This is a genomic window from Frankia sp. Allo2, from assembly GCF_000733325.1.
GTDB lineage: Bacteria > Actinomycetota > Actinomycetes > Frankiales > Frankiaceae > Frankia > Frankia casuarinae.
In genome coordinates, this window is the sequence record NZ_JPHT01000015.1 from 1 (window position 1) to 24177 (window position 24177).

The following is a 24177-nucleotide window of genomic DNA, read 5'->3' on the forward strand; positions in this document are numbered from 1 at the left end:
CGGCTCACCGGGCAGCTCGCCGCCGCTGAACGTGCCCTGGAACGGTTGGAGATCACCCGGGAGACGGTGCTGGACCTGGCCGCCGAGAACGACGCCGCACCGGCCGAGCCGCTGCCGCCGGGGTATCGGGAGGTGCTGGCCGTGTTCACCCGGGGCGGGAACGGGCTGCACGCCAAGGACGTGTGCCGGGCGCTGGGTGGCGGCACCGAGCCCCGGCATGTCGAGAGCATGCGGGCCCGGCTGAAACGGCTGGTAGAGCGGGGNGTTCTCACCGAGCCCGATCCCGGCCTGTTCGTCCTGCCCCAGCCCGACCCACCGGCCACCCCAGAGATCAACTCAAGCTGAGGCCCGACGAAAGCGTGCAGAACGCCCACTGAGAGCAGCGTGCGGGCCTGGGAGTAACCCGAGACCAGCCAGACCTCTCGACCGTCGTAGAGGCGGACCCGGTTGAGCGGGCCCTGCTCGGCGAGGCGTAGCACGCCTTCCGGAGGCGCGTATGGGCAGGTCCGCGCCTGTGGGAAGGGCGGCGCCTCGGCAGAGGATGTCGGTGTTTCGGTGTGTGTCATGGGACCTCGCAGACTCGGTCAGCCGACATCACCGGGAGCGCGGGCGGCCCAGTGGGGCGGCGCGTCCGCCCGTGGCTGGGGCTGGTCGGGCCCATGGCACGGCGGCGTGGACGACGAACCGGCAGGACCCGCTGATGTCGTGCGATGCCGCCTCATTCTTCGGCGGCGACGCAAAGCAGCGCCAAAGTCACCGGGCTCGGAACGCGCAGCCAGCCGCCCCCGTCAGGAAGTCTTTTCCTGCGGGCCGGTGGCGTGACGGCTTCGGACCGGGGCGTCGGCGGCGGCCGCGACGCTGACGGGTGCCGTGGCGATGGCGCGCCGGGCACTGGCTCGGTGCCGGTGGGCCTGCTGTCGGCAGGCGGCCCCGCAGTAGCGCGCGGGACGGCCGGTGGCCCGGGCGGAGATCGGCCGACCGCACAGCGCGCAACGCGCGGAGTCCCGGCTCTCCGTTTCGTTACGGTCGGCCGGAGGGTCTGGCTGTTTCGTTACGGCGGGGGGCGGCAGCGGCTCCAGGGTCTCGTCCGGCCGCAGCGCACCGGCGATGAGCGTCACGATGCGCCAGGAGAAGTCCGTCGTCTGGCGTTCCCGCGCGGTGACGGCGGCCCCCACCGCCAGGAGCCGGATCTCGGCGACGGTCATGTCGGTGCGCAGGGCGCCGACGGCCTTGGCCCGGCTGCTCAGGACATCCAACGCGGCGTCGAACGCCGCGGCGGACCGCTGATCGGGCGCGAAGCGTGGGTCGGAGGTGGAGTCGAACGCCTCGCAGAGCGCCTTGTTGATCACCGTCTGTTCCACCATTTGGTAGAAGAAGCGGAAGAAGGCGGCCCGTGGGTCCTCCGCCGTGGCGAGTGCTCTGGCCTGCAGGGTCAGGCGGCGCATCCCGGCGACGATGACGGTGCCGAACAGGTCCTCGCGGGTGGGGAAATGCCGGTAGACGGTTCCGACGCCGACACCGGCCCGCTTCGCGATCTGGTCGAACGACACCGACGTCCCCGCGCTGGCCAGCAGCTCGTCCGCGACCCGCAGCAGCAGCGTCCGGTTGCGTAGCGCGTCGGCCCGACGGGCCGGCGGAGCTCCTCCACCGGCCGCGCGGGCGGCCGCTGACGGTGTCGTTCGCATGCTCGTCCACCACCTCGTCGGTCGCCTTGACATCCGGAGAAACCTCGCTGTATGTTCCCCAAAACGGATAGATCTCTCCGGTTCTTCCTACAGCCTACCTGCTGATTTTCTTCCCAAGGAGGAGTTTCGTGCCCGAGACGACGGAGTACGCGGCTGCCACCACTCATGAGGTGATCGAGCGGCTCGCGAACGCGATGGAGACCGGCCGCAAGGACATCTTCATTGCCCAGTTCGCCGAGGACGCGGTCTACGAGACGCCGTTCGTGCTCGCCGGGCAGCAGTCGCGGTGGGAGGGCTTCGCCGCGGTCAGCGAGCACCTGAACGCGGACAACCCGACGCGCAGCCTGCTCGCGTTCGACAAGGTCTCCGTGGTCATCCACCTGGGCGCCGACGGTGAGGAGGCGACCGCGCAGTTTCTCGTCGACGGCCGGGTGCTCGCGACCAACGAGTCGTTCCACCTGCCGTCGTCCATCGGCATCATCCGCGTTCGTCACGGCAAGATCGTCCACTACACGGATTACACGAACGTGCTGCGTGGCGCCCAGGTCGCGGGTGTGCTCAAGCAGTTCGGCGCCTCGCTCGAGGCGCTCGGCTAGCCGCTGCGCGCGGGAGCAGCAGGACGGCGCGGCCCGGCGGGGCCAGCCCCGCCGGGCCGCGCCGGCGACCGACCGGGCTCGAGCAGACCGAGGAGTGACGTCGCCGTGAGTACCGTGAGTACGCCCGCAGCGGTAGCGGACGAATCCGACCGGCTGGATCCGGCGCTGCGCAGGCTGATCGCCGTGCTGATCATCGGTGCGATGGCGCCGCTGCTGGACACCACGATCGTCAACGTCGCGCTGAACACCATCGTGCACGACCTGCACACCACGGTCTCCGCCGTCCAGTGGGTCAGCACGAGCTACCTGCTCGCCATGGGGATGTCGATCCCGCTGGCGGGATGGGCCGTCGCCCGCTTCGGCGGCAGGCAGACCTGGATGATGTCGCTCGTCCTGTTCCTGGTCGGCTCGGCGCTGGCCGGGGTGGCGTGGAACATCGGCAGCCTGATCGCCTTCCGGGTGGTCCAGGGCACCGCGAGCGGCATGGTGCTGCCGGTGCTGCAGACGCTGCTTCTGCAGGCGGCTGGNGGGCGCCGCNCNGGGCGGCTGATGTCCGCGGTGAGCATGCCCGCCGTGATCGCGCCCATACTTGGGCCGGTGCTCGGCGGTCTGATCGTCGGCAACACCACCTGGCGGTGGATCTTCCTGATCAACATTCCCGTCTGCCTGGTCGGTATGTTGCTCGCCTGGCGGGGTCTCGAACCCACCAGCGCGCGGCCCGGTGACCCTCTGGACGCGGTGGGCCTGGCCCTGCTCTCGCCCGGCATCGCGGGCATCCTGCTGGCCCTGTCCCAGTTCAGCAGCCGCCGCGAGTTCGGCCTTCCGGTGATCATCCCGCTCGTTCTCGGGCTGGCGTTGCTCGTCGCGTTCGTCGTGCACGTGCTGCGCGNGCGCGTCGCCAACCCGATCATCGACGTCCGGCTCTTCCAGGTGCGTGCCTTCAGCGCCGCCTGCGCCCTGCTGTTCCTGTCGGGCCTGTCGCTGTTCGGTGGAACGCTGCTGGTTCCCCTCTTCCTCCAGCAGGCCCGCGGCTACTCCGCGCTGTCGGCGGGCCTGCTCCTAGTGGCTCAGGGGGNGGGGGCGATGCTCGCCCGGAGCACGGTGGGCAAACTGGCCGACCGCACGGGCTCGAGACCTCTTGTGCTGGTCGGCATCGTCCTGATCGCGCTGCCGATCATCGGCTTCACTCAGGTCGGCAGCCACACCCAGGTGCTGTTCATGGCCGCCTTCCTGCTGGTCTTCGGCTGCGGTATCAGCACGGTGAGCATCGCGGTGATGACCTCGGCCTTCCAGGGGCTGGACCGCGCGCAGGTCCCGCACGCGAGCGGGGCCACCCGAATCGTGCTCCAGGTCGGCGGCTCGTTCGGCGCGTCGATCGTCTCGCTCATCCTCGCCCGACAGATCGCCACGCACGGCGGGGGAGGCCAGACCGGCCTGATCACCGCGTTCAGTCACACGTTCTGGTGGGCGGCCGGGTTCGCCCTGATAGCGCTGATCCCCGCGGCGTTCCTCCCTGGGCGCGGGCATCAGCTCGCGCCGGCCGTCCCGAAACAGCCGCGGGGGGAGGATGCGCGCCACTGACCCGGTGCTCTTCCTCGGCAGCGACCAGCCCCGGGTGGACGATCTCTCGTCCGCCCAGGGCTGTCGTCGTGGTGCGCCCGGCATGGGCAGTCGTTTGGAGGTGGAAGTCCTCTGGGGGATGCGGCGGTGCCAACCCTGAGCTGGAGGCAACGGCGTCATCGTGAGGTGGGGGCGGGAGGAAGCCCGAGGCGAGACCCCTGCACCGAGGGACACGAACCGCGTAGGAGGCGTTTCGGTCGGGTGAGCCAGCACGCGATGGTGAAGCCCGTCACCGCCAAGAAGGCCGGGGCGTAAACGCGGGCGTAGGGGGACAGCGGCTGTTCTTATCCGGGGAGGTCTGCCCGCACCGTGATCCGTGCGTCCGCGCGTAGCACACATGGGGCCTGCGTGGACTGTGGCAGAAGTCAGCAGTGGCCGTAGTACCAGCCGGGATCTTGTGGGTGGCTGGGAAGGGCCGAACGTTGGGATGAGCGGACGAGGGAGTGTTGCTCGCGCCAGTCGCGGGGATCGCCGCCCCCCGATCCAGGGGCCGTTGTGGGAGGAGACGGTGCATCCGTCGGAGACCACGGTGGGCGTAGCTACGGGTCGGCGCGCATTGGCGAGTCCGTTTCCGGGCCGGCAGGTGGCCTGTGGTCACGGGAGAACCTGTCGGTGGCGTTGCGGCGTGTCGAGGCCAATCGTGGCGCGCCGGGGGTGGACGGGATGACCACGGCCGAGTTGCGGCCGTGGCTGGTTGTTCACTGGCCGGTGGTGCGGGAGGCGTTGGACGCGGGGAGTTACCGACCTGCGCCGGTCCGCCAGGTGATGATCCCGAAGCCTGGGGGCGGTCAGCGGATGCTGGGAGTTCCGACGGTCAGGGCATAGTGCTGAATTGCCCAGGCCGTCTTTGGGTTTTCTAACGGTGACCCATCCGTTTCACGCGTTTGCTNGCCGGCGTCTGGAGATTTTGTATGTCAAGCGCCGGGGTGGTGGGCTGGTGTTTGTCTGCGTGCGTGATGTGAGCCGGACGGTGACGTTGCCGCAGGCGTGGACGGATCGTGGGGAGGCCCCGATGACCCTACGGCTGTCGGTGGAGCAGCTGGGTGCTGCACGGGCGCTGGCCGATGCCCTGCTGCGCCGGGGTGAGCGCGTCGGGGCGGGGCAGGGGGAGGACAGCGGGGNGGTGGCGTGCGAGGCCCCGGCGGGGCCGGGATCGAGGGGCCATGGCGGGGCTGGGGGTGTGGCGCGAGCAGGTGATGGTGCTGGCGAACATGGTCGAGGCGGTGCTGGAGGGTCGCTGTGAACGGGCTGTCGAAGATCACCGCGTCGCATCGGTCCCGGGTGGCGGTGGTCTACCTGCGGCAGTCGACGCTGGTGCAGGTGCGGGACAACACCGCCTCCACGGTGCGGCAGTACGGCCTGGTGGACACGGCCGTGGAGCTGGGCTGGGACCGCGAGAACGTGCGGGTGATCGACGCGGACCTGGGGGTGTCGGGGACGTTCGGTGCCGACCGCGAGGGCTTCCGCGACCTGGTGGCCCAGGTGTGTCTGGGCGAGGTCGGGGCGATCTTCGGGTTGGAGGTGTCCCGGCTGGCCCGCTCGTCGGCGGACTTCGCCCGCCTGCTGGAGTTGGCCCGTCTGACGGATGCGCTGCTGGTGGACGCCGACGGTGTCTACGATCTCGCGGACATCAACGACCGCCTCCTGCTCGGGCTGAAGGGCAGTATGTCCGAGTGTGAGCTGCACCTGCTGACGGGCCGGCTGCAGGGCGCGAAACGGGCCGCGGCCGAACGCGGCGAGCTGCGTTTCCCGCTGCCGGTCGGCTACGTCTACGACGACGAGGGTGTCTGCGTGATCGACCCGGATCAGGAGGTGCAGGGGGCCATCCGGGACGTCTTCGCCGCGTTCGCCGCGGGCGGCTCGGCGTTCCAGGTGGTGGCCGCGTTCGTTCGGCGGCGGTTCCCGCTGCGGGCCTATGGGGGGATCTGGGCCGGGCAGTTGCGATGGGGCCGGCTGACGCACTCCCGGGCGCTGGGGGTGCTGTCCAACCCGTGCTATGCGGGCACCTACGTCTACGGCCGGTACGCCACCTGCCGGACGGTGCGCCCGGACGGCACCGTGCACACCGGGGTGCGGCTGCGCCCGCGCGAGCAGTGGCCCGTGGTGCGCCACGGCCACCACGAGAGCTACATCAGCTGGGAGGAGTATGTGGCCATCGAGGCGAGGCTTTCGGCCAACTGCACCCACCAGGGGGCCCGCCCGGCGCGGGAGGGCCTGGCCCTGTGCCAGGGGATCATGTTCTGCGGGTCGTGCGGGCGGCCGATGACCACCCGCTACTACCCACAGGGGCGGGCGGCCTACGGCTGCTCGTCGTCGCGCGCCGACCACGAGGCCACGCCCACCTGCCGGTCGATCCGCGCCGACGTCGTCGACGACGCGGTGGCCGGCCTGCTACTGGCCACGGTGTCGCCGGGGCAGATCGAACAAGCCCTGGCCGCCGCGGACGAGGTCACCTCCCGGCACACCCGCGCCCACCGCGCGGCCGAGCTGGCCGTGGAACGCGCCCGCTACGACGCCGACCGCGCCGAGCGGGCGTTGGGCGCGGTGGAGCCGGAGAACCGGCTGGTCGCCCGCACCCTGGAGACCCGCTGGGAAGCCAGACTGTCCGCCTTGGCCGAAGCCGAGGCCGCCCTGGCCGCTGTCCGGGAGCGCAGGCCGGCGCTGCCGGACCGGGACGGCCTGCGCGCACTGGCCGCGGACCTGCCCGGACTCTGGCACAACCCGCACACCCGGGACCGGGACCGCAAGCGGCTGCTGCGCACCCTCATCTCGGACGTCACCCTGCTGCCCGAGACCGACCGGGCCCGCGCCCGGCTTGGGGTGCGCTGGCACACCGGCGCCACCGACGAACTCGCCCTGCGCAGACCGGCCACCTCGCCACAGGTGCGCAGGACCCCGGCCCCGGCCCGCCAGCTGATCNCCCGGCTCGGCCCGGACCATTCCGACGCCGAGATCGTCACCGCACTCGCCGACGCCGGGCTGACCACCGCAACCGGCCGTCCCTACGACGAAGCGGCCGTCGCCTGGGTCCGCCACGCCTTCCACATCCCCGGCCGGTGTCCGTTCCGGGACGGGGAGATCTCCGTCGACCAGGTCGCGGCGACCCTCGGGATCACCGCCAACGCCGTCTACTACTGGCTCACCCACGACCGGCTGGCCGGCCGCAAGGATCTCTCCGGACGCTGGTGCATCCCCTGGAACGCCCAGGTCGAGGCCGCCTGTCGCCGCCAGATCGACGCCTCCGGCCACCTCATCCCCCGCACCCCCGGCCCCCGTGAGGTCCTGCCCGGCGACGTCACCGTCCACGAGGCCGCCACCCGGCTCGGCGTGCCCGACGACGTCGTCTACTACCGCATCCGTATCGGCCAGCTGACCGCGCGGCGCACCCCGAGCGGGTGCCTGAGCCTCCCGTGGAACCCGCAGGCCGAGGCCGCCTGCCGCACGCGGATCGCACATCCCGGATCCGGCCCGACCGGCCCGGGCAGCCGGCCCCTCCCGCACGCCGCCACCGCACACGGAGACATCAGCGTCCAGCAGGCCGCCACCAGGCTCGGTATCCCCACCGCGCAGGTCTACTACTGGATCCGCCGCGGCTACCTGACCGCCTACCGCCTCAACGCTGGCCGGGTCGCCATCCCCTGGAACGACCAGGTGGAAACCGCCTGCCTCCACCGCGCCGCCCGCACCGTGAAAGTCAACTCCACAACCCAAACGATCACAGCGAGATGAACAGTATGAAGGCACCACGTTCACCGACGCCGGCATCACCACCGTCAAGATCCCACCCCGAACCCTGCGGGCGAACGCCTACGCGGAACGGTTCATCCGCACGGTCCGGACCGAGGTCACCGACCGGATGCTGATCTTCGGTGAGCGGCACCTTCGCGTTGCCCTGGCCGAGTACGCACGGAACTACAACAGACGACGACCCCATCGTGGCCGCGACCTTCAACCACCACAGCCCGATCACCCCGTCGCGGACCTGACCCAGGAACGGATCAAGCGCCGGCCCGTCCTCGGCGGCTTGATCAACGAATATGAACGAGCCGCCTAAAACCCCCGGTCAACGCGGGTGCCCGAGTTTTGACACCCCGACGTGGTCCTGAACCATCCGCGAGAATTGCTTCTTTACACGCGGGCTGACCGTAGCACTCCGCTGCGGGAGTCGAGGCGAAATTCTGCATAATACCCCGCATTGATGGCCGCAAGGAGTCCGTCAGTGGGATGAAAGATCGCGCGGCTAACGTCGTCGCTGTCCACAGTGCCTGGTCGGGCGTGCCGCATCCGGCGCCGCGAGGCCATGCGCGACGACTACATCCTCTCCGCTGGAAGGGGAAATCGGCAATGACGGTAATGACCACACGGACCGGTGTCGAACAGGATTTCGGCCGACTTTCGACGCGAGAAGGTGCCGGTACGACACGCGGGATCCTACCTTGACGGCCCGCGCCGCGGTGCTGTCCGGGCTGGGCGGTTGGGTGCCGCCCCGGCTGGTGACCAACGACCAGCTCGCCGAGGAACTGGACACGACCGATGAATGGATCAGGACGCGAACCGGAATCCGCCAGCGGTTCGTCGTCGACGCGGGCATGGCAACGTCGGGTATCGCGATCGAGGCGGGGCGGCGCGCGCTGAGGTCCGCCGACCGGTCGAGGGTGGACCTGGTGGTGCTGGCGACCAGCACGCCGGATCACCCCTGTCCGGCGACGGCTCCCGAAGTCGCCAGCAGGCTCGGGCTCGGGGAGGCACCGGCCTTCGACATCGCGGCGGTGTGCAGTGGTTTCGTCTACGCGCTGGCCACGTCCGCGACGATGATCGCAAGCGGATCGGTCGACACCGCGTTGGTCATCGGGGCCGACTCGTTCTCCACCATCCTCANCCCGCGGGACCGCACCACCAGGGCGATCTTCGGTGACGGTGCCGGCGCCGTCGTCCTGCGGGCCGGCGAGGCCGGTGAGCGGGGTGCGATCCTCGGATTCGACCTCGGGAGCGACGGTTCCCAGGCCGACCTCATCACGGTGCCGGCCGGTGGCTCCGAGCAGCGCTCGATGGGGCTGCTCGCGCCGGAGGACGACTACTTCTTCGACATGCAGGGGCGCTCCGTCTTCCGCAACGCCGTGATCCGGATGAGCGAGTCCGCGGGGAAGGTGGCCGAGCGCGTCGGCTGGTCGGTCGGCGAGATCGACCGTGTCATCGCGCATCAGGCGAACGTCCGCATCCTGCACGCCGTCGCACTCGAGCTCGGGATTCCCGTGGAACGGCTGGTGGTGAACCTCGACCGGGTCGCGAACACGGTTGCGGCGTCCATCCCACTCGCCCTGGTCGACGGCGTCGTCTCCGGTCACCTGCAACCGGATGACCAGGTCATGCTCTGCGGATTCGGTGGCGGCCTCACCTGGGGAGCCGCGGGGCTGACGCTCCCGTCCCTGTCCGTCGAGCCGCTGCCCGGGCTCCCGCTCCCGACTCGTCCGCCCCTTCCCGCCGCGCTGCCCGTACCGGCTGCGGCCCGCTGATCGGAGAACATCATGAACGCGCTGGAAGGAACGCTCACCGACCTGCTCGTGTCCCGGCTCGGTGTCGTCGCCGAGGGCGTCACGCCCGACAGCACCTACGAGCAGCTGATGCTCGACTCTCTCGGTCTGATCGAGTTCCTCCTGATCATCAGGAAGGAGCTCGGGGTGTCGCTCGACGACGACGCCCTGCAGACCGGCACCACCCTGGCCGAGACCGCCAGGCTGGTCGAGGCGAAGGGGAGCCGGGTGTGACCGGTTCCTCGCCGGCCCGGTTCGACGCCGCGATCACCGGTCTGGGCCTGGTCAGCGCCGCCGGCATCGGGACGGACGCCACCTGGGAGCGGGTGTGTTCCGGGGTGTCCACGGCGGCGCGGGACCCGGCCCTGGCCGGTCTCCCGGTCGACTTCTCCTGCCGGGTGCCGGACTTCGACGGGACGAAGCTGCTGGGCCGAGCCATGGCCTGGCGGCTCGACCGGTTCGTCCAGCTTGCGATCGTGGCCGCTCGCCAGGCGATCGCCGATGCCCGGCTGGACCCGGGGACGTGGGACGGCGCGCGCGTCGGCGTGGTGATCGGCAACTCGCTTGGCGGCACCGACACCTGGGAACGGCAGCACCGCTCTCTCGTCGAAGGCGCGCCGGAGGACGTCTCGCCGTTGATGATCCCTATGGGGATGGCGAACATGGTCGCGGGCTGCGTGGCGATCGACTGCCAGGCGCTCGGCCCAAGTCTGGTCACGGCGACNGCCTGTGCGTCCGGCTCCACCGCCGTAGGTCTCGCCCGGGACCTGCTGCGGTCCGACACCTGCGACGTCGTGATAGCCGGCGGTGCCGAGTCGGCCCTGTCCGCGGGTGCGATCACCGGCCTGCAGCGGATGGGCGCGCTGTCGGCCCGGCGTGACGACCCGGCCGCCGCGTCGCGCCCGTTCGACGTGGCCCGGGACGGGTTCGTCGCCGGTGAGGGCGCTGGGATCCTCGTTCTTGAGCGGCCCGCCGACGCCCGCGCCCGCGGGGCCGACGTCCACGCCCTGGTCAGCGGATTTGGAGCCTCGTCGGACGCGTACCACGCGACTGCGCCTGATCCGGCCGGGGCGGGCATCGAGCGGGCGGTGCGGGCGGCTCTGCGAGACGCGGGGATCGCCGGCGACGACGTCGACCATGTCAACGCGCACGGCACGTCGACGCCGCTCAACGACGTCACCGAGGCCAGGGCGCTGCGCCGGACCCTCGGCGAGCGTCCCCTGGTGACGTCGACCAAGGGGGTGACTGGCCACGCCCTGGCCGCAGCCGGCTCCATCGAGGCCGGTCTCACCGCGTTGGCGCTGCGCCACGGCGCCGTCCCGCCGACGGCGAATCTCACCGACCTGGATCCCGCGGTCGACCTGACGGTCGTCGCCGGCACGGCGACGACCGCGTCCCTCGATGTGGCGCTGAGCACCTCGCTGGGATTCGGCGGTCACAACGCGGCGCTGGTGCTCCTCGCCGCCTGAGTCCGAAAGGAGAACGTGGGATGCAGGTACGGAAACTCGGCGCAACCGGGGTCGAGGTCGGCGGGATCGGCCTGGGCTGCATGGGGATGAGCTGGCTCTACAAGGAGTCCGAACTCGACGACAACCGTTCGGTCGAGGTGATCCGGGAAGCCGTCGACCTCGGCGTGACCCTGCTCGATACCGCGGACATCTATGGTGCCGGCCACAACGAGGAGCTGCTCGGCCGGGCCGCCGTCGGTCGGCGCGAGGACGTGGTCGTCGCCACGAAGTTCGGCATCGTGATCGAGGACCTGGCTGCCCGGAGGTCACATCTCGACGGGTCGCCCGCCTATCTGCGCACGGCGATCGAGGCGAGCCTGCGCCGGCTTGGCACCGAAGTCATCGACCTGTATTACCTGCACCGCGTCGACTCGGCCGTCCCGCTCGCGGACACCTGGGGGGCGATGGCCGAGCTGGTCGCCGAGGGCAAAGTGCGTTTCCTCGGCCTTTCCGAGGTCAGCGTGGCGCAGGCCGTCGAGGCGCACGCGATCCACCCGGTCACCGCGATCCAGTCGGAGCTGTCCCTGTGGACGCGGGACCCGCTCGGGCCGGACAAGGCGAGCGACGTCGTCCGATGGTGCGCCGACAACGAGGTGAGCTTCGTGCCGTTCGCCCCGCTGGGCCGCGGCTTCCTCACCGGTACCCTGCACGTCGACCGTTTCGAGGACTCCGATTTCCGGGCGACCAACCCGCGGTTCCGCGGACCCGCGATCGTGACGAACCAGCGCATCGTTGATGTCGTCCGCGAGGTGGCGGAGCGTCACTCCGCGACGCCGGCGCAGGTGGCCATCGCCTGGACGCTGGCCCACGGCAGTCAGGTCGTCCCCATTCCCGGCACAAAGAACCCTCGCTACCTGCGGGAGAACGTGGCGGCGACGGACCTGGTCCTGAGCGGCGAAGACCTGGCGGATCTCGACGCGGTGCCGGCGGCCGTCGGCACCAGGTACTGAGTCGCCATGGGCATCGATCCCGCCCGGATCGCGTTCTTCGACGTCGACGAAACACTCATCACCGTCAAGGGGATGCTCAGTTTTCTGGAGTTCCACCTCGGCGCGCCGGACCGGTACCGGCAGATCGCGGACCGGTTGCACCGGCTCGCGGCCGACGGGGTGCCACGCGGGGAGACCAACCGGCTCTATTACGAGGTCTTCGCTGGCCAGCGGGAGACCGAGGTGGCCGCAAGCGGCCGGCGGTGGTTCCAACAGGAGATGGTGGGGGGCTCGCTCTTCCACGGCGAGCTGGTGCGGGTGCTGCGCCGACTCCAGGCCGCCGGGACGATCATCGTCCTGGTGTCGGGATCGTTCTCGGCCTGCCTGGACCCGATCGCGGAACACCTCGGGGCGGATCAGGTGCTCGGTACGGTCCCCGAAGTCCGTGCCGGCCGGTACACCGGCCGGGTGGTCCGCACCGTCATCGGTGAGGGCAAGGCCACCGCGGCCCGGGCGTTGCTCGCCGAGTTCGGCGTCGACGGGCGGCTCTGCGTCGCCTACGGCGATCACTCCTCGGACCTGCCGATGCTCGCGGCCGTGGGCCACGCCGGCGTGGTCGGACAGGACCCGGTTCTCCTCGCCCATGCGGCCGAGCGCGGCTGGGACCTTCTTCCCGGCATTCCGACACGAGGCAATGGGAAGGCATGATGTACCTCAGATCGGGGTTCGGTCTCCGAGCGGTCCGAGCGTGGTTGCCCGACGCGACCGTGTCCGCCCGAGACGCGATCGGCCAGGGCCACATCAGCGAACAGGACCTGGCGAACACCGCCGTCATCCGGGTACCGGTCGCGCGGGATGTCGCGGCGCCGGAAATGGCGGTCCGGGCCGCGCGGGCGGCGCTGTACGCCGCCGGCTGGGACGGAAGCCGCCTCGGTTTCAGCGCGCACGCCTGGATCCATCACCAGGGGCACGACTTCTGGTCGCCCGCGCACTACATCGCCGATCAGCTCGGTGCCCGCCGCAGCGTCCCGCTGGGCATCCAGGTCATGTGCAACGGCGGAGGGGTCGCCCTGGAGGCGGCCTGCGCCCGCCTGCTCGCCGACAGCACGACCGGCGCCGCGCTGGTGACGACGGCCGACTGTTTCCGCGACGAGGGATTCGACCGCTGNAGCGGTGACTACGGAGTCTTCTACGGTGACGGCGCGACGGCCATGCTCCTGCACGAGCGGGACGACGCGGTGGACGAGCTGACGCTGCTCGGTCTGGCCAGCGGGGCGGTCTCCGCCGCTGAGGGGCTGCACCGCGGTCGCGACCCCTTCACCCCGGCGAGCCGGTGGCTCAGCGAGCGAGTGGACGTGAGGCGGACGAAGAAGGCCTTCATGGAGGACGTCGGCACCGCCGGCTTTTTCCGGGACGTGCACGCGACGCTCCGTCGCATCATCGCGGACTGCCTCGCCGACAGCGGCCTCACCTCCGACGATCCGCGGCTGCGCCTCATCGCCCTGCCCCGGGTCGGTCTCAAGGTGCGGCAGGAGACCTATCACCCGGCCGTTGAGAACGCCACCACCGCCAAGATCGTGGACCTCGGCGCGGAGACCGGGCATCTGGGCGCGGGCGACATGGGGGCGAACCTCGCCGCGATCGTCGAACAGGACCTGCTCGCCCCGGGCGAGTTCGCCCTGGTGATCGGCGCCGGCGGTGGCTTCAGCTTCTCCTGCGCGGCCGTCGGCCGACCGGCGGCCTGACCCGGTCGCGCGTCCTTCTCCGCGCCACCCGTCCCCTCCGTTCTTTTCGCCCTACTCGGCCCCACCAGTTCTGGGAACAAGGACCTCTGCCATGAATGCGCCTTCCGTGGGCGGCCGCGGCCGCCCGGTGATTGTTCTGATCGCGGTCTGCCTGGCCGTGCTGACCCTGCCGGCCTCCCTGACCGGCACGTCCGTCGCCCTGCCGCGGATCGGTGTCGACCTGCACGCCGGGTACGCTCCGTTGCAGTGGGTGGTCAACTCCTACAACCTGGCCTTCGCGTGTTCCATGCTGGCATGCGGTTCGGCCGCCGACATCCTGGGTCGCAAGCGGCTGTTCGTCGCCGGCCTCACCCTGTTCAGCCTGTCGAGCGCGGTGAGTGTGCTGACGTCCGACATCATCGTGCTGGATGCGGCCCGGGCGCTGGCCGGGGTCGGCGCGGCCGCAGTCATGACGGCCGGGTCGGCAATCCTCGCCACCACGTTCGAGGGCGCGGCGCAGGCCAGGGCGTTCGCCATCCTCGGTTCGGCGGCCGGCGCCGGGCTGGCTCTCGGTCCGTCGACCGCCGGGCTGCTGGTGGACGCCTTCGGCTGGCGAGGCGTGTTCGCCTCGCACCTGGTGGTCATGGTCCTGGTGGCCGTCGCGGTGCCGATGGTGCGGGAGTCGCGCAATCCCGCCGCGATCCGGTTCGACTGGCCGGGCATCGCCTCCTTCACGCTGAGCCTGCTGCTGCTGATGCTCGGTGTCGTACAGGGGCCGCAGTGGGGCTGGAGCAGCGCCGGCACGGTGCTGCTCCTCGTTGCGGCGGCGGTGCTCATGGCGCTGTTCGTCGTCGCCGAACTGCGCCAGGCGCGACCGATGTTCGACCTCGGTCTGTTCGGCCAGCCGCGCTTCCTGGCCGCCTCGCTGGTGCCGCTGTCCCTGTCCTTCGGGTTCGTCTGCCTGGTGGTGCTCCTGCCCGCCTACCTGACCGGTGCCCGCGGGATGTCCGTCGGCCGCGCCGGTGACACGATGATGCTGCTTACCCTGCCTGTGCTGGTGGTGCCGCTGGTTGTCAGCAACCTGGTCCGGCGCGGGCTGTCCACCCGGCTGGTGCTCAGCCTGAGCATGCTGGTGGCCGCCGGCGGTGCAGCCTGGCTCACGGTCATCGACCAGGACATCGCGGTCGTCAGCCTCATCGGGCCGCTGTTCCTGATCGGTACGGGCATGGGCATGACGGCCGGTCTGGTCGACGGTGTCGCGATCACCTCGGTGCGGCCCGAACAGGCGGGTACCGCCGCCGGCATGTTCAACACCGTGCGGCTGGCCAGCGAGGCGGTGGCGATCGCGGCGATGGGGGCCCTGGTGCTCGATGTGACCCGGGGGAGAATCTCCGCGGGCCTGCCGGCGACGGCGGTCCCGCCGGGCGGTGCCGATGCCGCCACGATCGCGAACAAGGCGGTCAGCGGGAACCTCACCGGCGCGGCGGACGGCCTCACCGGTACCGCCCGCGCCGATTTCCTCGACCTGCTCACGCGCAGCTACACCCACGGCATCCACGTTCTGCTGTGGTTGCTGGTCGGCATCGGAGCCGCCACCGGGGTCGTGCTTCATCTGCTGCTGCGGCCGCGGGAGGTTGGCGTCACCACCACCGAGCAGGCGGAGCCCGTCACCGTGGCGGTGGACGCATGACGCCGTCGGCACCGCGGCTGCCGGTGCTGGTCGCCGGCGCCGGACCAGCCGGTCTCATGGCCACGATCGAGCTGACCCGGCGCGGGGTGCCGGTGCGCTGCATCGACCGGGCCGGCGGGCCGAGCACCCTGTCCAAGGCACTCGGGGTGTGGCCACGCACCCGTGAACTGATCCGTCGGATCGGGGGCGATGAGGCGCTGGCATCGAGATCCCTGCCGCAGACGCAGATGCGCTACTACTCCTCGGGGAAGGTCATCGCCAACCTGCGCTACCGGACGGCCACCCGGCCGCTGATCTGCCCGCAGCCCGGCGTCGAGGAGGTACTGCGGGAGGTCCTGACCGGCCTCGGCGGCTCGCCGGAATGGCGCACCGAACTGCTCGACCTCGACCAGTGCGACGACCGGGTGCGGGTGCGGGTGCGGTATCCGGACGGCGCGGAGCGGATCGAGGAGTTCGCCTACCTGGTCGGCGCCGATGGCGCGAGCAGCACGGTCCGGGCCCAGCTCGGCATCGGCTTCGACGGCGACACCTATGAGCTGCGCTTCGTGGTGGCCGACGCGCTGGCGGACACCGCACTCGATCCGACGATGACCCACTACTTCTGCTCCACGCGCGGCATCCTGGTCGCCTGCGGGCTGCCCTCCGGCCGGTGGCGGGTCTTCACCTCCGCGCCACCGGACTTCACCCAGCAGGGAGCCGACCTCGACGCCGTCCAGCGGCTGGTCGACGAGCGGGGCCCGGGCGGGATCGTCCTGCGTGACCCGGACTGGCTCAGCGTGTTCTCGGTGCACGCCAGGCAGGCCGAGCGGACCAGGGTCGGGCACGTGTTCCTGGTGGGGGACGCGGCGCACATCCACAGCCCGGCCGGCGGGCAGGGCTTGAACACAGGCGTCACCGACGCGCACAACCTGGCCTGGAAGATGGCGTTCGTCTGGCACGGCCGGGCGGATCCGGATCTGCTGGACACCTACGCGGCGGAGCGTGGGCAGGTAGCCCGGGCGGTCGTCCGCCAGGCCGACGTGCAGACGCGGATCTGGCTGCTGCGCCGCGGCTACCAGGTGGCGCTTCGGGACACGCTGCTGCGGGCCGCCTCAGCCCTACGACTGTTCGACATCTCCTACGTTCCCTGGCTGGCCGGCCTGCGCACCAGGTACCGGGTGGCGGCGTCGGAGGGCCGCGCGGTGGCCGGATTCCAGCCGGGCGCACTGATCCCGCTGCCGCTGCGGTCCGAGCTCGACGACCTGCGCTACACCCTGCTGATCTCGCGGCCCGAGCGGCACGGTTCCGGCGGCGCCTCGTTCGACGCACTGGCGGACCTGTGCCGCGACCACTTCGCGGACCGGGTGGACGTGCGGGTGCTCGACGGAAACGGCCGGGCGCGGGGCGCTGTCGCCGCCCTGGTGCGCCCGGACGGGCATGTCGACACGGCCTCCCGTGACGCCGCACCGGTGCGGACCCGACTGACCGCACTGTTCACCGCACCGCCGACGAGGCAGCCTGACGGCCTCGGCGACCTGAGGAGAAAAACGTGACCATCATTCCGGACAGCCACCGCGACCTGTTGGAGCGGCCGCTCTTCGCCCATCTGGCGACCATCCGGCCCGACGGGCAGCCGCAGGTGAATCCCATGTGGTTTTCCTGGGACGGCGAGTTCCTCTGTTTCACGAACACGACCGTCCGGTACAAGTACCGAAACGTGACGGCCAATCCACACGTGGCGGTCTCCATCAACGACCCGGACCAGCCATACCGGTACCTCGAAATCCGCGGGGTGGTGGAACGCATCGACCCGGATTCGGCCGGAACGTTCTTCATGACGCTGGCCGACCGCTATGCGATGGCGCTGGACGGTCCGCCACCGGACGCCCAGTACCGGGTCGTCTACGTCGTTCGGCCCACGGGCAGCAGCAGCCAGTGACGCCTCACGGCGCGAGGATATCCGCCATCGAGCAGATCGCCGCGCCCGCGCGCGCGAGCTGATCGAGCGCTCCGGTGTGCTCCGCCACCGTCACGCTCGCGGTGGCATCGGACACGACGGCCACGTCGAAGCCCGACGCCACCGCCGTTCCAGCGGTGGCGGACACGCCGTGCGCGGTGGACAGGCCCGCGATCACCAGCCTGGTGCGGCCCTGTTCGCGCAGCAGCCCGGCCAGGCCGGTGCCCGTGAAGGCATCCAGGCCGTCCTTGGTGACGACAAGGTCGCCGGGCCGCGGCGCCAGGGCGGCGACGAGCTGGTTCGGCGCGGCCTGGGGCCCACCGTCGCGGCCGTCGGCACGCAGATAACGCACGATCACCGTCGTCGCCTTCGCGTCGGCCAGGCCGTCACGCAGCCGGACGCAGGCGTCGACGACCTGGGTACCCGGGATCGGCGCCCACGGCATGTCGACGATCCAGTGCTGGAGATCCACCAGCACGAGGGCTGTTGTCTCGCCGCGCCGGTAACCGGGCATCGCCGCCGCCTCCACACGTGACCCGTCGGGGATTGCCAGACACGCGCACGCTAGCAGAGAGACGCAGATGGAACGGTTTGTGCGGACACGAGACGATCTTATGCTATGGACCGAAAGTTTTGGCAGGTCAGCGGATCCCGCGATTCTGCTTGTGATGGGCGGGCCCGCGCAGGGGATCACCTGGCCCGACGCGCTCTGCCGGATGCTGGCCGATTCCGGGTACCGGGTGGTCCGATACGACCATCGTGACGTCGGTCTGTCCACGAAGACCGACTCCCGCCTTTCCTGCTATGACCTGTCCACGCTCGCCGGGGACGCGGCGGACGTCATCACCGGACTGGGACTGGCATCCGCACACGTGGTGGGCCAGTCCGCGGGCGGCATCGTGGCCCAGCTGCTCGCGCTGGAGGAGCCGAGCCTGGTTCGCTCCCTGGTCCTGCTGTCCTGCTCCCCGGATGCCAACGGCGACGTCCATCTGCCGCCCCTGACCGGCCTGCCCGGTCCGGAGCGGCCGTTGCTCGACCACGTCGCCGCGCTGAACGACAACCCGCCGACGACCAGAGCGGCGCGCGTCGCGGCGGCGGTGCGCGGCTGGCGCGTGCTCGTGGGGGCCGGCGCGCCGTTCAGTGAGACCTACTGGCGGGACCTGGTCGAGCGCTCGATGCGACGGGAGGCGGGCTCGGACCTTGGCAGTAACCATCTGCGGGCACTGGACCGCACGCCGCCGCTGACCGCGAGGATCGGCGCGATCCGGGTGCCGGCCCTGGTGGTGCACGGCCGGCGCGACACCGTTTTTCCCCTCGCGCACGGCGAAACGCTGGCCCGCGAGATCGCCGCCGCGCGGCTGGTGGTTGTCGACGAGCTGGGCCACATCTTTCCCCCGCAGTGGTGCCCGCTCGTGCACGGGCTCGTGACGCGGCATCTCCGCGAGGCCGGGGCGCATCCCGCCGGGCAGGTGCGGTCACCCGGTGCGGGCGGGACGTCCGACCGGCGGGGGGCGACGGCCGCGGACGTCCCGCCCGCGGCCCTCTGACCACACCGGCCCTCGACCCTCGGAGCTCTGCTGTGCACCCCATCGTGTCCGTACGGTCCGCGCTCGGACTCCTCGTTGTCGCGGCGATACTTCTGCTCACCGGGTGCGGTCCCGACACCGCCGCGGTTCCCGCAGGCGGTGGTCGACCCGTGCGCGGGGGAACCCTGACCTACGCGATCGACGCGGAGCCGACCTGCTTCGACATCCACGCCAGCCAGCAGGACGTCACCGCGAGCGTCCTCCGCAACGTCTTCGACTCACTCGTCGCGCAGGACGACGCCGGTCATTTCCACCCCTGGCTGGCGACGTCCTGGGACATCACCGACGGCCTGCGCACCTACACCTTTCATCTGCGCCACGGCGTGACCTTCACCGACGGCAGCGCCTTCGACGCGGCGGCGGTGCGGGCCAACTTCGCGCACATCGTCGCGAAGCAGACCAGGTCGCAGTACGCCGCGAGCCTGCTCGGCCCGTACGCCGGCACCGACGTCGTCGATCTCTACACCGTACGGGTGCGTTTCAGCCGGCCGTTCGCCCCGTTCCTCCAGGCCGCCAGCACCACCTATCTCGGCTTCTACTCGCCGAAGGTCCTCGCCACCGACGCCGCGCAGCTGTGCGCGGGCGGGCCACGAGCGGTTGGTACCGGGCCGTTCTCCGTCACCAGTCGCACCCGAGGCCAGCGCATCGTCCTGACCAGGAATCCGGCCTATGACTGGGCGCCCGCGACCGCGCGGCACTCCGGCCCCGCCTACCTCGACCGGATCGTCATCCGCATCCTGAAGGAGAACTCCATCCGGGTCGGCGCGCTGACCAGCGGGCAGGTCGACGTCGCCGCCGCCGTGCCACCGGCGGACGCGCGGTCCGTCGGCGCCGACCGGAATCTGCGGCTGCTGCGGAAGGACGTGCCGGGAGTCCCCTACAGTCTCTACCTGAACACGTCGCTGGCGCCTTTCACCGACCGCCGGGTCCGCACCGCGATCCAGCGGGGAATCAACGTGGACCGGAATGTCGGCGCCGTGTACTTCGGTCAGTACCGGCGAGCCTGGGGCCCGCTGACGGACGTCACTCCCTCCTACGACGCGACCGTCAGGCAGAGCTGGCCCTACGACCCAGTCAAAGCCGGCCAGCTGCTCGACGAGGCCGGTTGGGCCAGGCGCGACGGCGCCGGGTTCCGCGTGCGCGACGGCCGGCGGCTGAGCATCTCCTGGCCGGTNGTGCCGACGTACCTGCGCGACCAGCGTGATGTGCTCGGCCAGGCGATCCAGGCCGACCTGCGGAAGCTGGGCGTGGAGGTCACCCGTCCCAGTCTCGACGTCGGCACCTACCTGGCGCTCTCCTACAGCAACAAGGCGCAGATGCTGGACTTCAGCTGGAGCCGTGCTGATCCGGATGTGCTGCGGCTGTTCTTCAACTCCGCCAGCTCCCCGNCATCTGGCGGGCAGAACATGGCGCAGCTGGCCGACGCGGAGGTGGACCNGCTGACGGTCGACGGCGCGGAGAGCCTCGACCGGACGGCCCGCGACGACCTGTACGGGCGGGTCCAGCACGACGTGCTCGCCAGCGCGGCTGTGGTCCCGCTCTACACGCCCAGCTCGATCCTGGGCGTGGCCCGACGGGTCGACGGCATCGGCGTCGACCCGAACGCCTGGCCGCTCTTCTTCGATGCCTGGCGCGTCTCCGGGTAGCGCGGCGGATGTCTGGAGGCGACATGCATGTCCTCGAGCAGGCGCCGGCGACGGAGGATCGCGGCCCCGCCCCCGAACCCGCGCGCCGCCGGACCGTCCTGCGACACCTGCTGCGACACCTGTTCTCCGGTGCCGCGGTACTGCTGGGCGCCGCCACGCTCACCTTCACCGCGCTGCAGCTGGCCCCGGGCGATCCGGTGGCGGTCCTGCTAGGGCCGGGAACGTCCGCCTCGCCCCAGGTACGGGCGGAAATCCAGGCAGAGTACGGTCTCGGCGAGCCGGCTCCGCTGAGGTACGTCCACTATCTCGGCCATCTCGCCCGCGGCGACCTGGGTACCTCGTATCAACTCCAGCAGCCGGTCAGCGAGGTGATCGTGGATCAGCTGCGACCCACGGCCGAACTCGCGGCCGCGGCGCTGGTGCTCGCGGTCCTGACCGGGGTGGCCATCGCCGTCGCGACCGCGGGCCGCCGACCGGGACTGCGCGCCGCGGCGATGGCCTGGGAGTCACTGGCCCTGTCCGTGCCCTCGTTCTGGGTGGGCATCGTGCTGGTGAGCGTGTTCTCGTTCCAGTTGCGGATCTTCCCCGGAGCGGGGGCCCAGGGCGCGGCCAGCCTTGTGTTGCCGTCGGTGACCCTCGCCATGCCGGCCGCCGGCGCGCTTTCCCGGACGCTGCGGGAGGGACTGGAAGCCGCCCTCGCGCAGCCGTTCGCCGCCGCCGCTCGGGCCCGCGGCCTGAGCCCCACCGGCGTCACAATGCGCCACGCCCTGCGCCACGCCGCCGCAAGCGCGCTCAACCTCGGCGGCTGGCTCGCCGGGACGCTGCTCGCCGGCACCGTCCTCGTCGAGACGGTCTTCGCCCGCCCGGGGCTCGGCGCGCTGACCGTGCACGCCGTCATCGACCGGGACATGCCCGTGGTGATGGGGGTCGTCCTCACATCGGCCCTGGTCTCGGCCGTCGTCTTCACCGTCGTGGATCTGCTGCAACGCGTCCTCGACCCGCGGCTTCGGATCGAGGTGATGGACCGGTGACCAACGTCCTGGCAGCGCCTCCGACGCTGTCTGACCGGCCCGCGCCGCGTCTCGTCGCCCGCGCGTCGACGATCCTGCTCACTGGCATCCTCCTGGTGATCGCCCTGGCGGTGACGGCACCGGGGATCCTCACGGGCGCCTCGCCGACCGTCGTCGACCCGTCAGGCGTGCTGGCAGCGCCGAGCGGCTCGCACTGGTGTGGGACCGACCAGCTCGGGCGGGACGTGTGCGCCCGGGTGCTGCATGGTGCCCGGGCGTCCCTGCTGCTCGGCGTCGGCTCCGTCGCGCTGGCCGTGGGGATCGGTGCGGCTCTGGGCCTCGCGGCGGCGCTCGGCGGGCGCCTCGTCGACCTGGTGCTCACCCGGGTGATGGATGTGCTGATCGCGATACCCCCGTTGATGCTCGCCCTCCTGGTCATCGCGGTGCTCGGGCCCGGCAGCGGCAGGACCATGATTGCCACGGTGGTGGCGCTGACGCCTCTGTACGGCCGCCTCGTCCGCGCCGAGGCGATGGTCGCCCGCCGAGCGGGTTACGTCGAGGCGGCCCGCGGACTCGGCGTCGGCCGGATGGCGCTGGTCGTGCGCCACGTGCTGCCAAACGCGCTCGGTCCGGCGCTGGCGCTGGCGACCACGGGGGTCGGCTCGGCCATCGTGTACGTGGCGGGGCTGAGCTTCCTCGGGTTGGGCCCGCAGCCCTCCACCGCGCAGTGGGGTCTGATGCTGGCGGAAGGCCGGGACTTCCTACGGTCCGCGTGGTGGGTCGGGGTGTGCCCGGGTGCGGCGCTCGCGCTGACCGTGCTCGCCGTCCAGGCCGCCGGCCGCCGGGCCCAGCAGCGGCTTGTCCGGCGCGGCGGATGAGCCCGGACGTGACCGCCGCCGAGCCGACCCTGGTCGTCGAGCGGCTGGACGTGACGTTTCGGGACGGCGTCGCCGGCGTGCGTGCGGTGCGGGACGTGTCGATCGCCGTCCGTCCCGGCGAGTGTCTCGCGGTCGTGGGCGAGTCCGGTGCCGGCAAGAGCGTGCTCGCCCGGACGCTGATCGGACTGGCCGGGCGCGGTGCGATGGTCCGTGCTGGCCGGCTGGACCTGCAGGGCGTGGATCTGACCGCCTTGACCGAACCGGGGTGGCGGGTGTTGCGAGGCCGCCGGATCGGGTTGGTGCCCCAGGACGCGTTGGCCTCCCTGGATCCGCTGCGGACGGTGGGAGCGGAGGTGGCCGAGCCCCTGCGCGTCCACCGGATCGTGGCCCGTCGCGACGTCCGCGAGCGGGCCGTCGCGACGCTTGGGCAGGTGGGGGTGCCGGAGCCGGCCCGGCGCGCCGGGCAGTACCCGCATCAGCTCTCTGGCGGTCTGCGACAGCGGGCCCTGATCGCCTCGACGGTCGCGGCCGGACCCGACCTGCTGCTGGTCGACGAACCCACGACCGCGTTGGATGCCGCCTCCCGGGAGCGGATCGTCGAGGTGCTGCGCGGCCTGGTACGCGGCGGTGTCGCCCTGCTGTTGATTAGTCACGATCTTGCCACGGTGGCCGCCGTCGCCGACCGGGTGGCGGTCATGTACGAGGGGCGGATCATCGAGCAGGGACCGGCCGTCGACGTGCTTGGCGGTCCACGGCATCCGTACACCTGCGCGTTGCTCGCGGCGGCCCCCTCGCGGCACTCGCGGGGCACCGTGCTGTCCCCGGACCTGCCGCGCCGTCCACCGGCCGGGCCGGACGGCTGCCCATACGCGGTGCGCTGCCCACTCGCCGACCACCGGTGCCGCGAGGAACTGCCGCGCCCCGATCACCCGGGTCTCGAACCCGGCGTCCTGTGCTGGCGGCCCGGAACGGAAACGGAGCGGGCCGGACCGCCACGGGTCGTCGCCCCGGCCCGCAGGGACACCGCCGAGGCTCTCGTCGAAGCCACCGGCATCACCAAACGTTTCCGCGATCCCGACGGGGGGTGGCGGGACGCCGTCCGTGCCGTGACGTTCGAGCTTCGTGCCGCCGAGACACTCGGCGTCATCGGTGGGTCCGGGTCCGGCAAGACCACGCTGGCCCGCATCGTGCTCGGCCTGCTCGAACCGGACGAGGGTACCGTCCGGTTCGCCGGCGCGCCCTGGGTGGCGGCCGCGGCGGCGACCGCCTCGCCCAGCCGGGTACGCGAACGTGACCGCAGGCCTCGGCGGCACCGGATACAGGCCGTCCACCAGGACTGCCTGAGCTCATTCGACCCGCGTCACACCGCCGAGCGGATCGTCGGCGACGCCATGTCCGGTCCGGATCGGGGCCGGGCGCGACGAGATCGGATCGTCGCACTCCTCGACCAGGTAGGGCTGTCCGAACAGGTGCTGCGACGCCACCCTCGCGAGCTGTCCGGCGGGCAGCGTCAGCGGCTGGCGATCGCGCGTGCGCTCGCGCCGTCACCCGAGGTCCTCGTCTGCGACGAACCGGTGTCCGCGCTCGACCTGTCGGTGCAGGCCCAGATCCTCGACCTGCTGGCGGGACTGCGCGACGAACTCGGCTTGGCCCTGCTGTTCATCTCCCACGATATCGCAGTGATCCGGCACGTCAGCGACCGCGTCCTGGTGATGAAGGACGGGCAGGTGGCCGAGATCGGCGGCGCGGAGCAGGTGCTCGAGCGCCCCGCGCACCCGTACACCCGGCATCTGCTGGCCGCGGCCCGCACCTGACGGCGGCGCGGACTGTCCGCACCC

At 71.4% G+C, this 24177-nt stretch carries 20 protein-coding genes and 1 pseudogene; 19 read left to right on the top strand and 2 right to left on the bottom strand.

Going from position 1 to position 24177, the window contains the following annotated elements; genetic code table 11:
- A partial coding sequence (locus ALLO2_RS26400; protein WP_035732190.1) for a hypothetical protein occupies window positions 1–345 on the top strand: 345 nt, incomplete at its 5' end.
- Window positions 346–788: 443 nt separating this feature from the next.
- Here the strand turns inward: ALLO2_RS26400 and ALLO2_RS12125 are convergent.
- Entirely contained in the window at window positions 789–1685 is an 897-nt protein-coding gene (locus ALLO2_RS12125; protein ID WP_023841846.1) for a TetR/AcrR family transcriptional regulator, read from the bottom strand.
- 128 nt (window positions 1686–1813) lie between these two features.
- Between ALLO2_RS12125 and ALLO2_RS12130 the strand changes: the two genes are divergently transcribed.
- The 13 genes and pseudogenes from ALLO2_RS12130 (at window position 1814) to ALLO2_RS12190 (ending at window position 17201) form a co-directional block, all read left to right on the top strand.
- Window positions 1814–2281, top strand: coding sequence for a nuclear transport factor 2 family protein (locus tag ALLO2_RS12130; protein ID WP_011436505.1), 468 nt, complete (start codon window positions 1814–1816; stop codon window positions 2279–2281).
- 105 nt (window positions 2282–2386) lie between these two features.
- On the top strand, window positions 2387–3862 hold the full coding sequence (locus tag ALLO2_RS12135) for an MDR family MFS transporter (protein ID WP_035732192.1): 1476 nt from the start codon (window positions 2387–2389) through the stop codon (window positions 3860–3862).
- 651 nt (window positions 3863–4513) lie between these two features.
- The gene (locus ALLO2_RS26405) at window positions 4514–4726 is read left to right on the top strand and encodes a hypothetical protein (protein ID WP_023841848.1); all 213 of its coding nucleotides are present in this window, start codon (window positions 4514–4516) and stop codon (window positions 4724–4726) included.
- A 414-nt stretch (window positions 4727–5140) separates the two neighbouring features.
- Entirely contained in the window at window positions 5141–7630 is a 2490-nt protein-coding gene (locus ALLO2_RS12140) for a recombinase family protein (protein WP_035732194.1), read from the top strand.
- 25 nt (window positions 7631–7655) lie between these two features.
- Window positions 7656–7955: pseudogene (locus ALLO2_RS24400) on the top strand (integrase core domain-containing protein); the annotation flags it as partial.
- A gap of 382 nt (window positions 7956–8337) precedes the next feature.
- A complete protein-coding gene (locus ALLO2_RS12150) occupies window positions 8338–9414 on the top strand; it encodes a beta-ketoacyl-ACP synthase III (RefSeq protein ID WP_035732196.1) in 1077 nt (358 codons plus the stop codon).
- A 12-nt stretch (window positions 9415–9426) separates the two neighbouring features.
- Window positions 9427–9666 carry an acyl carrier protein gene (locus ALLO2_RS12155; protein ID WP_011436511.1) on the top strand — a complete coding sequence of 80 codons (240 nt, stop codon included), beginning with the start codon at window positions 9427–9429 and terminating at the stop codon, window positions 9664–9666.
- Window positions 9663–10901, top strand: a complete 1239-nt coding sequence (locus ALLO2_RS12160; protein WP_011436512.1) for a beta-ketoacyl synthase — start codon at window positions 9663–9665, stop codon at window positions 10899–10901. Before ALLO2_RS12155 ends, ALLO2_RS12160 begins: the two co-directional genes overlap by 4 nt.
- A 20-nt stretch (window positions 10902–10921) precedes the next feature.
- Window positions 10922–11890: an aldo/keto reductase gene (locus tag ALLO2_RS12165; protein WP_011436513.1), complete on the top strand. Its 969-nt coding sequence runs from the start codon at window positions 10922–10924 to the stop codon at window positions 11888–11890.
- A gap of 6 nt (window positions 11891–11896) precedes the next feature.
- Window positions 11897–12577 (top strand): HAD family phosphatase, encoded by a 681-nt coding sequence (locus ALLO2_RS12170; protein WP_011436514.1) that lies wholly within the window; start codon window positions 11897–11899, stop codon window positions 12575–12577.
- Between the two features lie 1128 nt (window positions 12578–13705).
- On the top strand, window positions 13706–15283 hold the full coding sequence (locus tag ALLO2_RS12180) for an MFS transporter (protein WP_023841851.1): 1578 nt from the start codon (window positions 13706–13708) through the stop codon (window positions 15281–15283).
- Window positions 15280–16815: an FAD-dependent monooxygenase gene (locus tag ALLO2_RS23330; protein WP_011436531.1), complete on the top strand. Its 1536-nt coding sequence runs from the start codon at window positions 15280–15282 to the stop codon at window positions 16813–16815. Before ALLO2_RS12180 ends, ALLO2_RS23330 begins: the two co-directional genes overlap by 4 nt.
- Complete coding sequence (locus ALLO2_RS12190; protein ID WP_011436532.1) at window positions 16812–17201, top strand: PPOX class F420-dependent oxidoreductase; 390 nt, start codon at window positions 16812–16814, stop codon at window positions 17199–17201. Before ALLO2_RS23330 ends, ALLO2_RS12190 begins: the two co-directional genes overlap by 4 nt.
- A 4-nt stretch (window positions 17202–17205) precedes the next feature.
- Here the strand turns inward: ALLO2_RS12190 and ALLO2_RS12195 are convergent, their stop codons facing one another.
- The gene (locus ALLO2_RS12195; RefSeq protein WP_023841852.1) at window positions 17206–17733 is read right to left on the bottom strand and encodes a cysteine hydrolase family protein; all 528 of its coding nucleotides are present in this window, start codon (window positions 17731–17733) and stop codon (window positions 17206–17208) included.
- Between the two features lie 100 nt (window positions 17734–17833).
- On the opposite strand from ALLO2_RS12195, the gene ALLO2_RS12200 reads away from it, so the two are divergent.
- The 5 genes from ALLO2_RS12200 to ALLO2_RS12220 all read left to right on the top strand — a co-directional run bounded on the left by ALLO2_RS12200 (window position 17834) and on the right by ALLO2_RS12220 (window position 24153).
- Window positions 17834–18766: an alpha/beta fold hydrolase gene (locus ALLO2_RS12200; RefSeq protein WP_160323729.1), complete on the top strand. Its 933-nt coding sequence runs from the start codon at window positions 17834–17836 to the stop codon at window positions 18764–18766.
- Window positions 18767–18798: 32 nt separating this feature from the next.
- Window positions 18799–20451 (top strand): ABC transporter substrate-binding protein, encoded by a 1653-nt coding sequence (locus ALLO2_RS12205; RefSeq protein ID WP_035732199.1) that lies wholly within the window; start codon window positions 18799–18801, stop codon window positions 20449–20451.
- Between the two features lie 23 nt (window positions 20452–20474).
- The gene (locus ALLO2_RS12210; RefSeq protein ID WP_023841854.1) at window positions 20475–21482 is read left to right on the top strand and encodes an ABC transporter permease; all 1008 of its coding nucleotides are present in this window, start codon (window positions 20475–20477) and stop codon (window positions 21480–21482) included.
- A complete protein-coding gene (locus ALLO2_RS12215) occupies window positions 21479–22339 on the top strand; it encodes an ABC transporter permease (RefSeq protein WP_011436537.1) in 861 nt (286 codons plus the stop codon). Before ALLO2_RS12210 ends, ALLO2_RS12215 begins: the two co-directional genes overlap by 4 nt.
- Window positions 22336–24153, top strand: coding sequence for an ABC transporter ATP-binding protein (locus ALLO2_RS12220; protein WP_023841855.1), 1818 nt, complete (start codon window positions 22336–22338; stop codon window positions 24151–24153). The genes ALLO2_RS12215 and ALLO2_RS12220 overlap by 4 nt, the downstream gene beginning before the upstream one ends.
- Window positions 24154–24177: the final 24 nt, after the last annotated feature.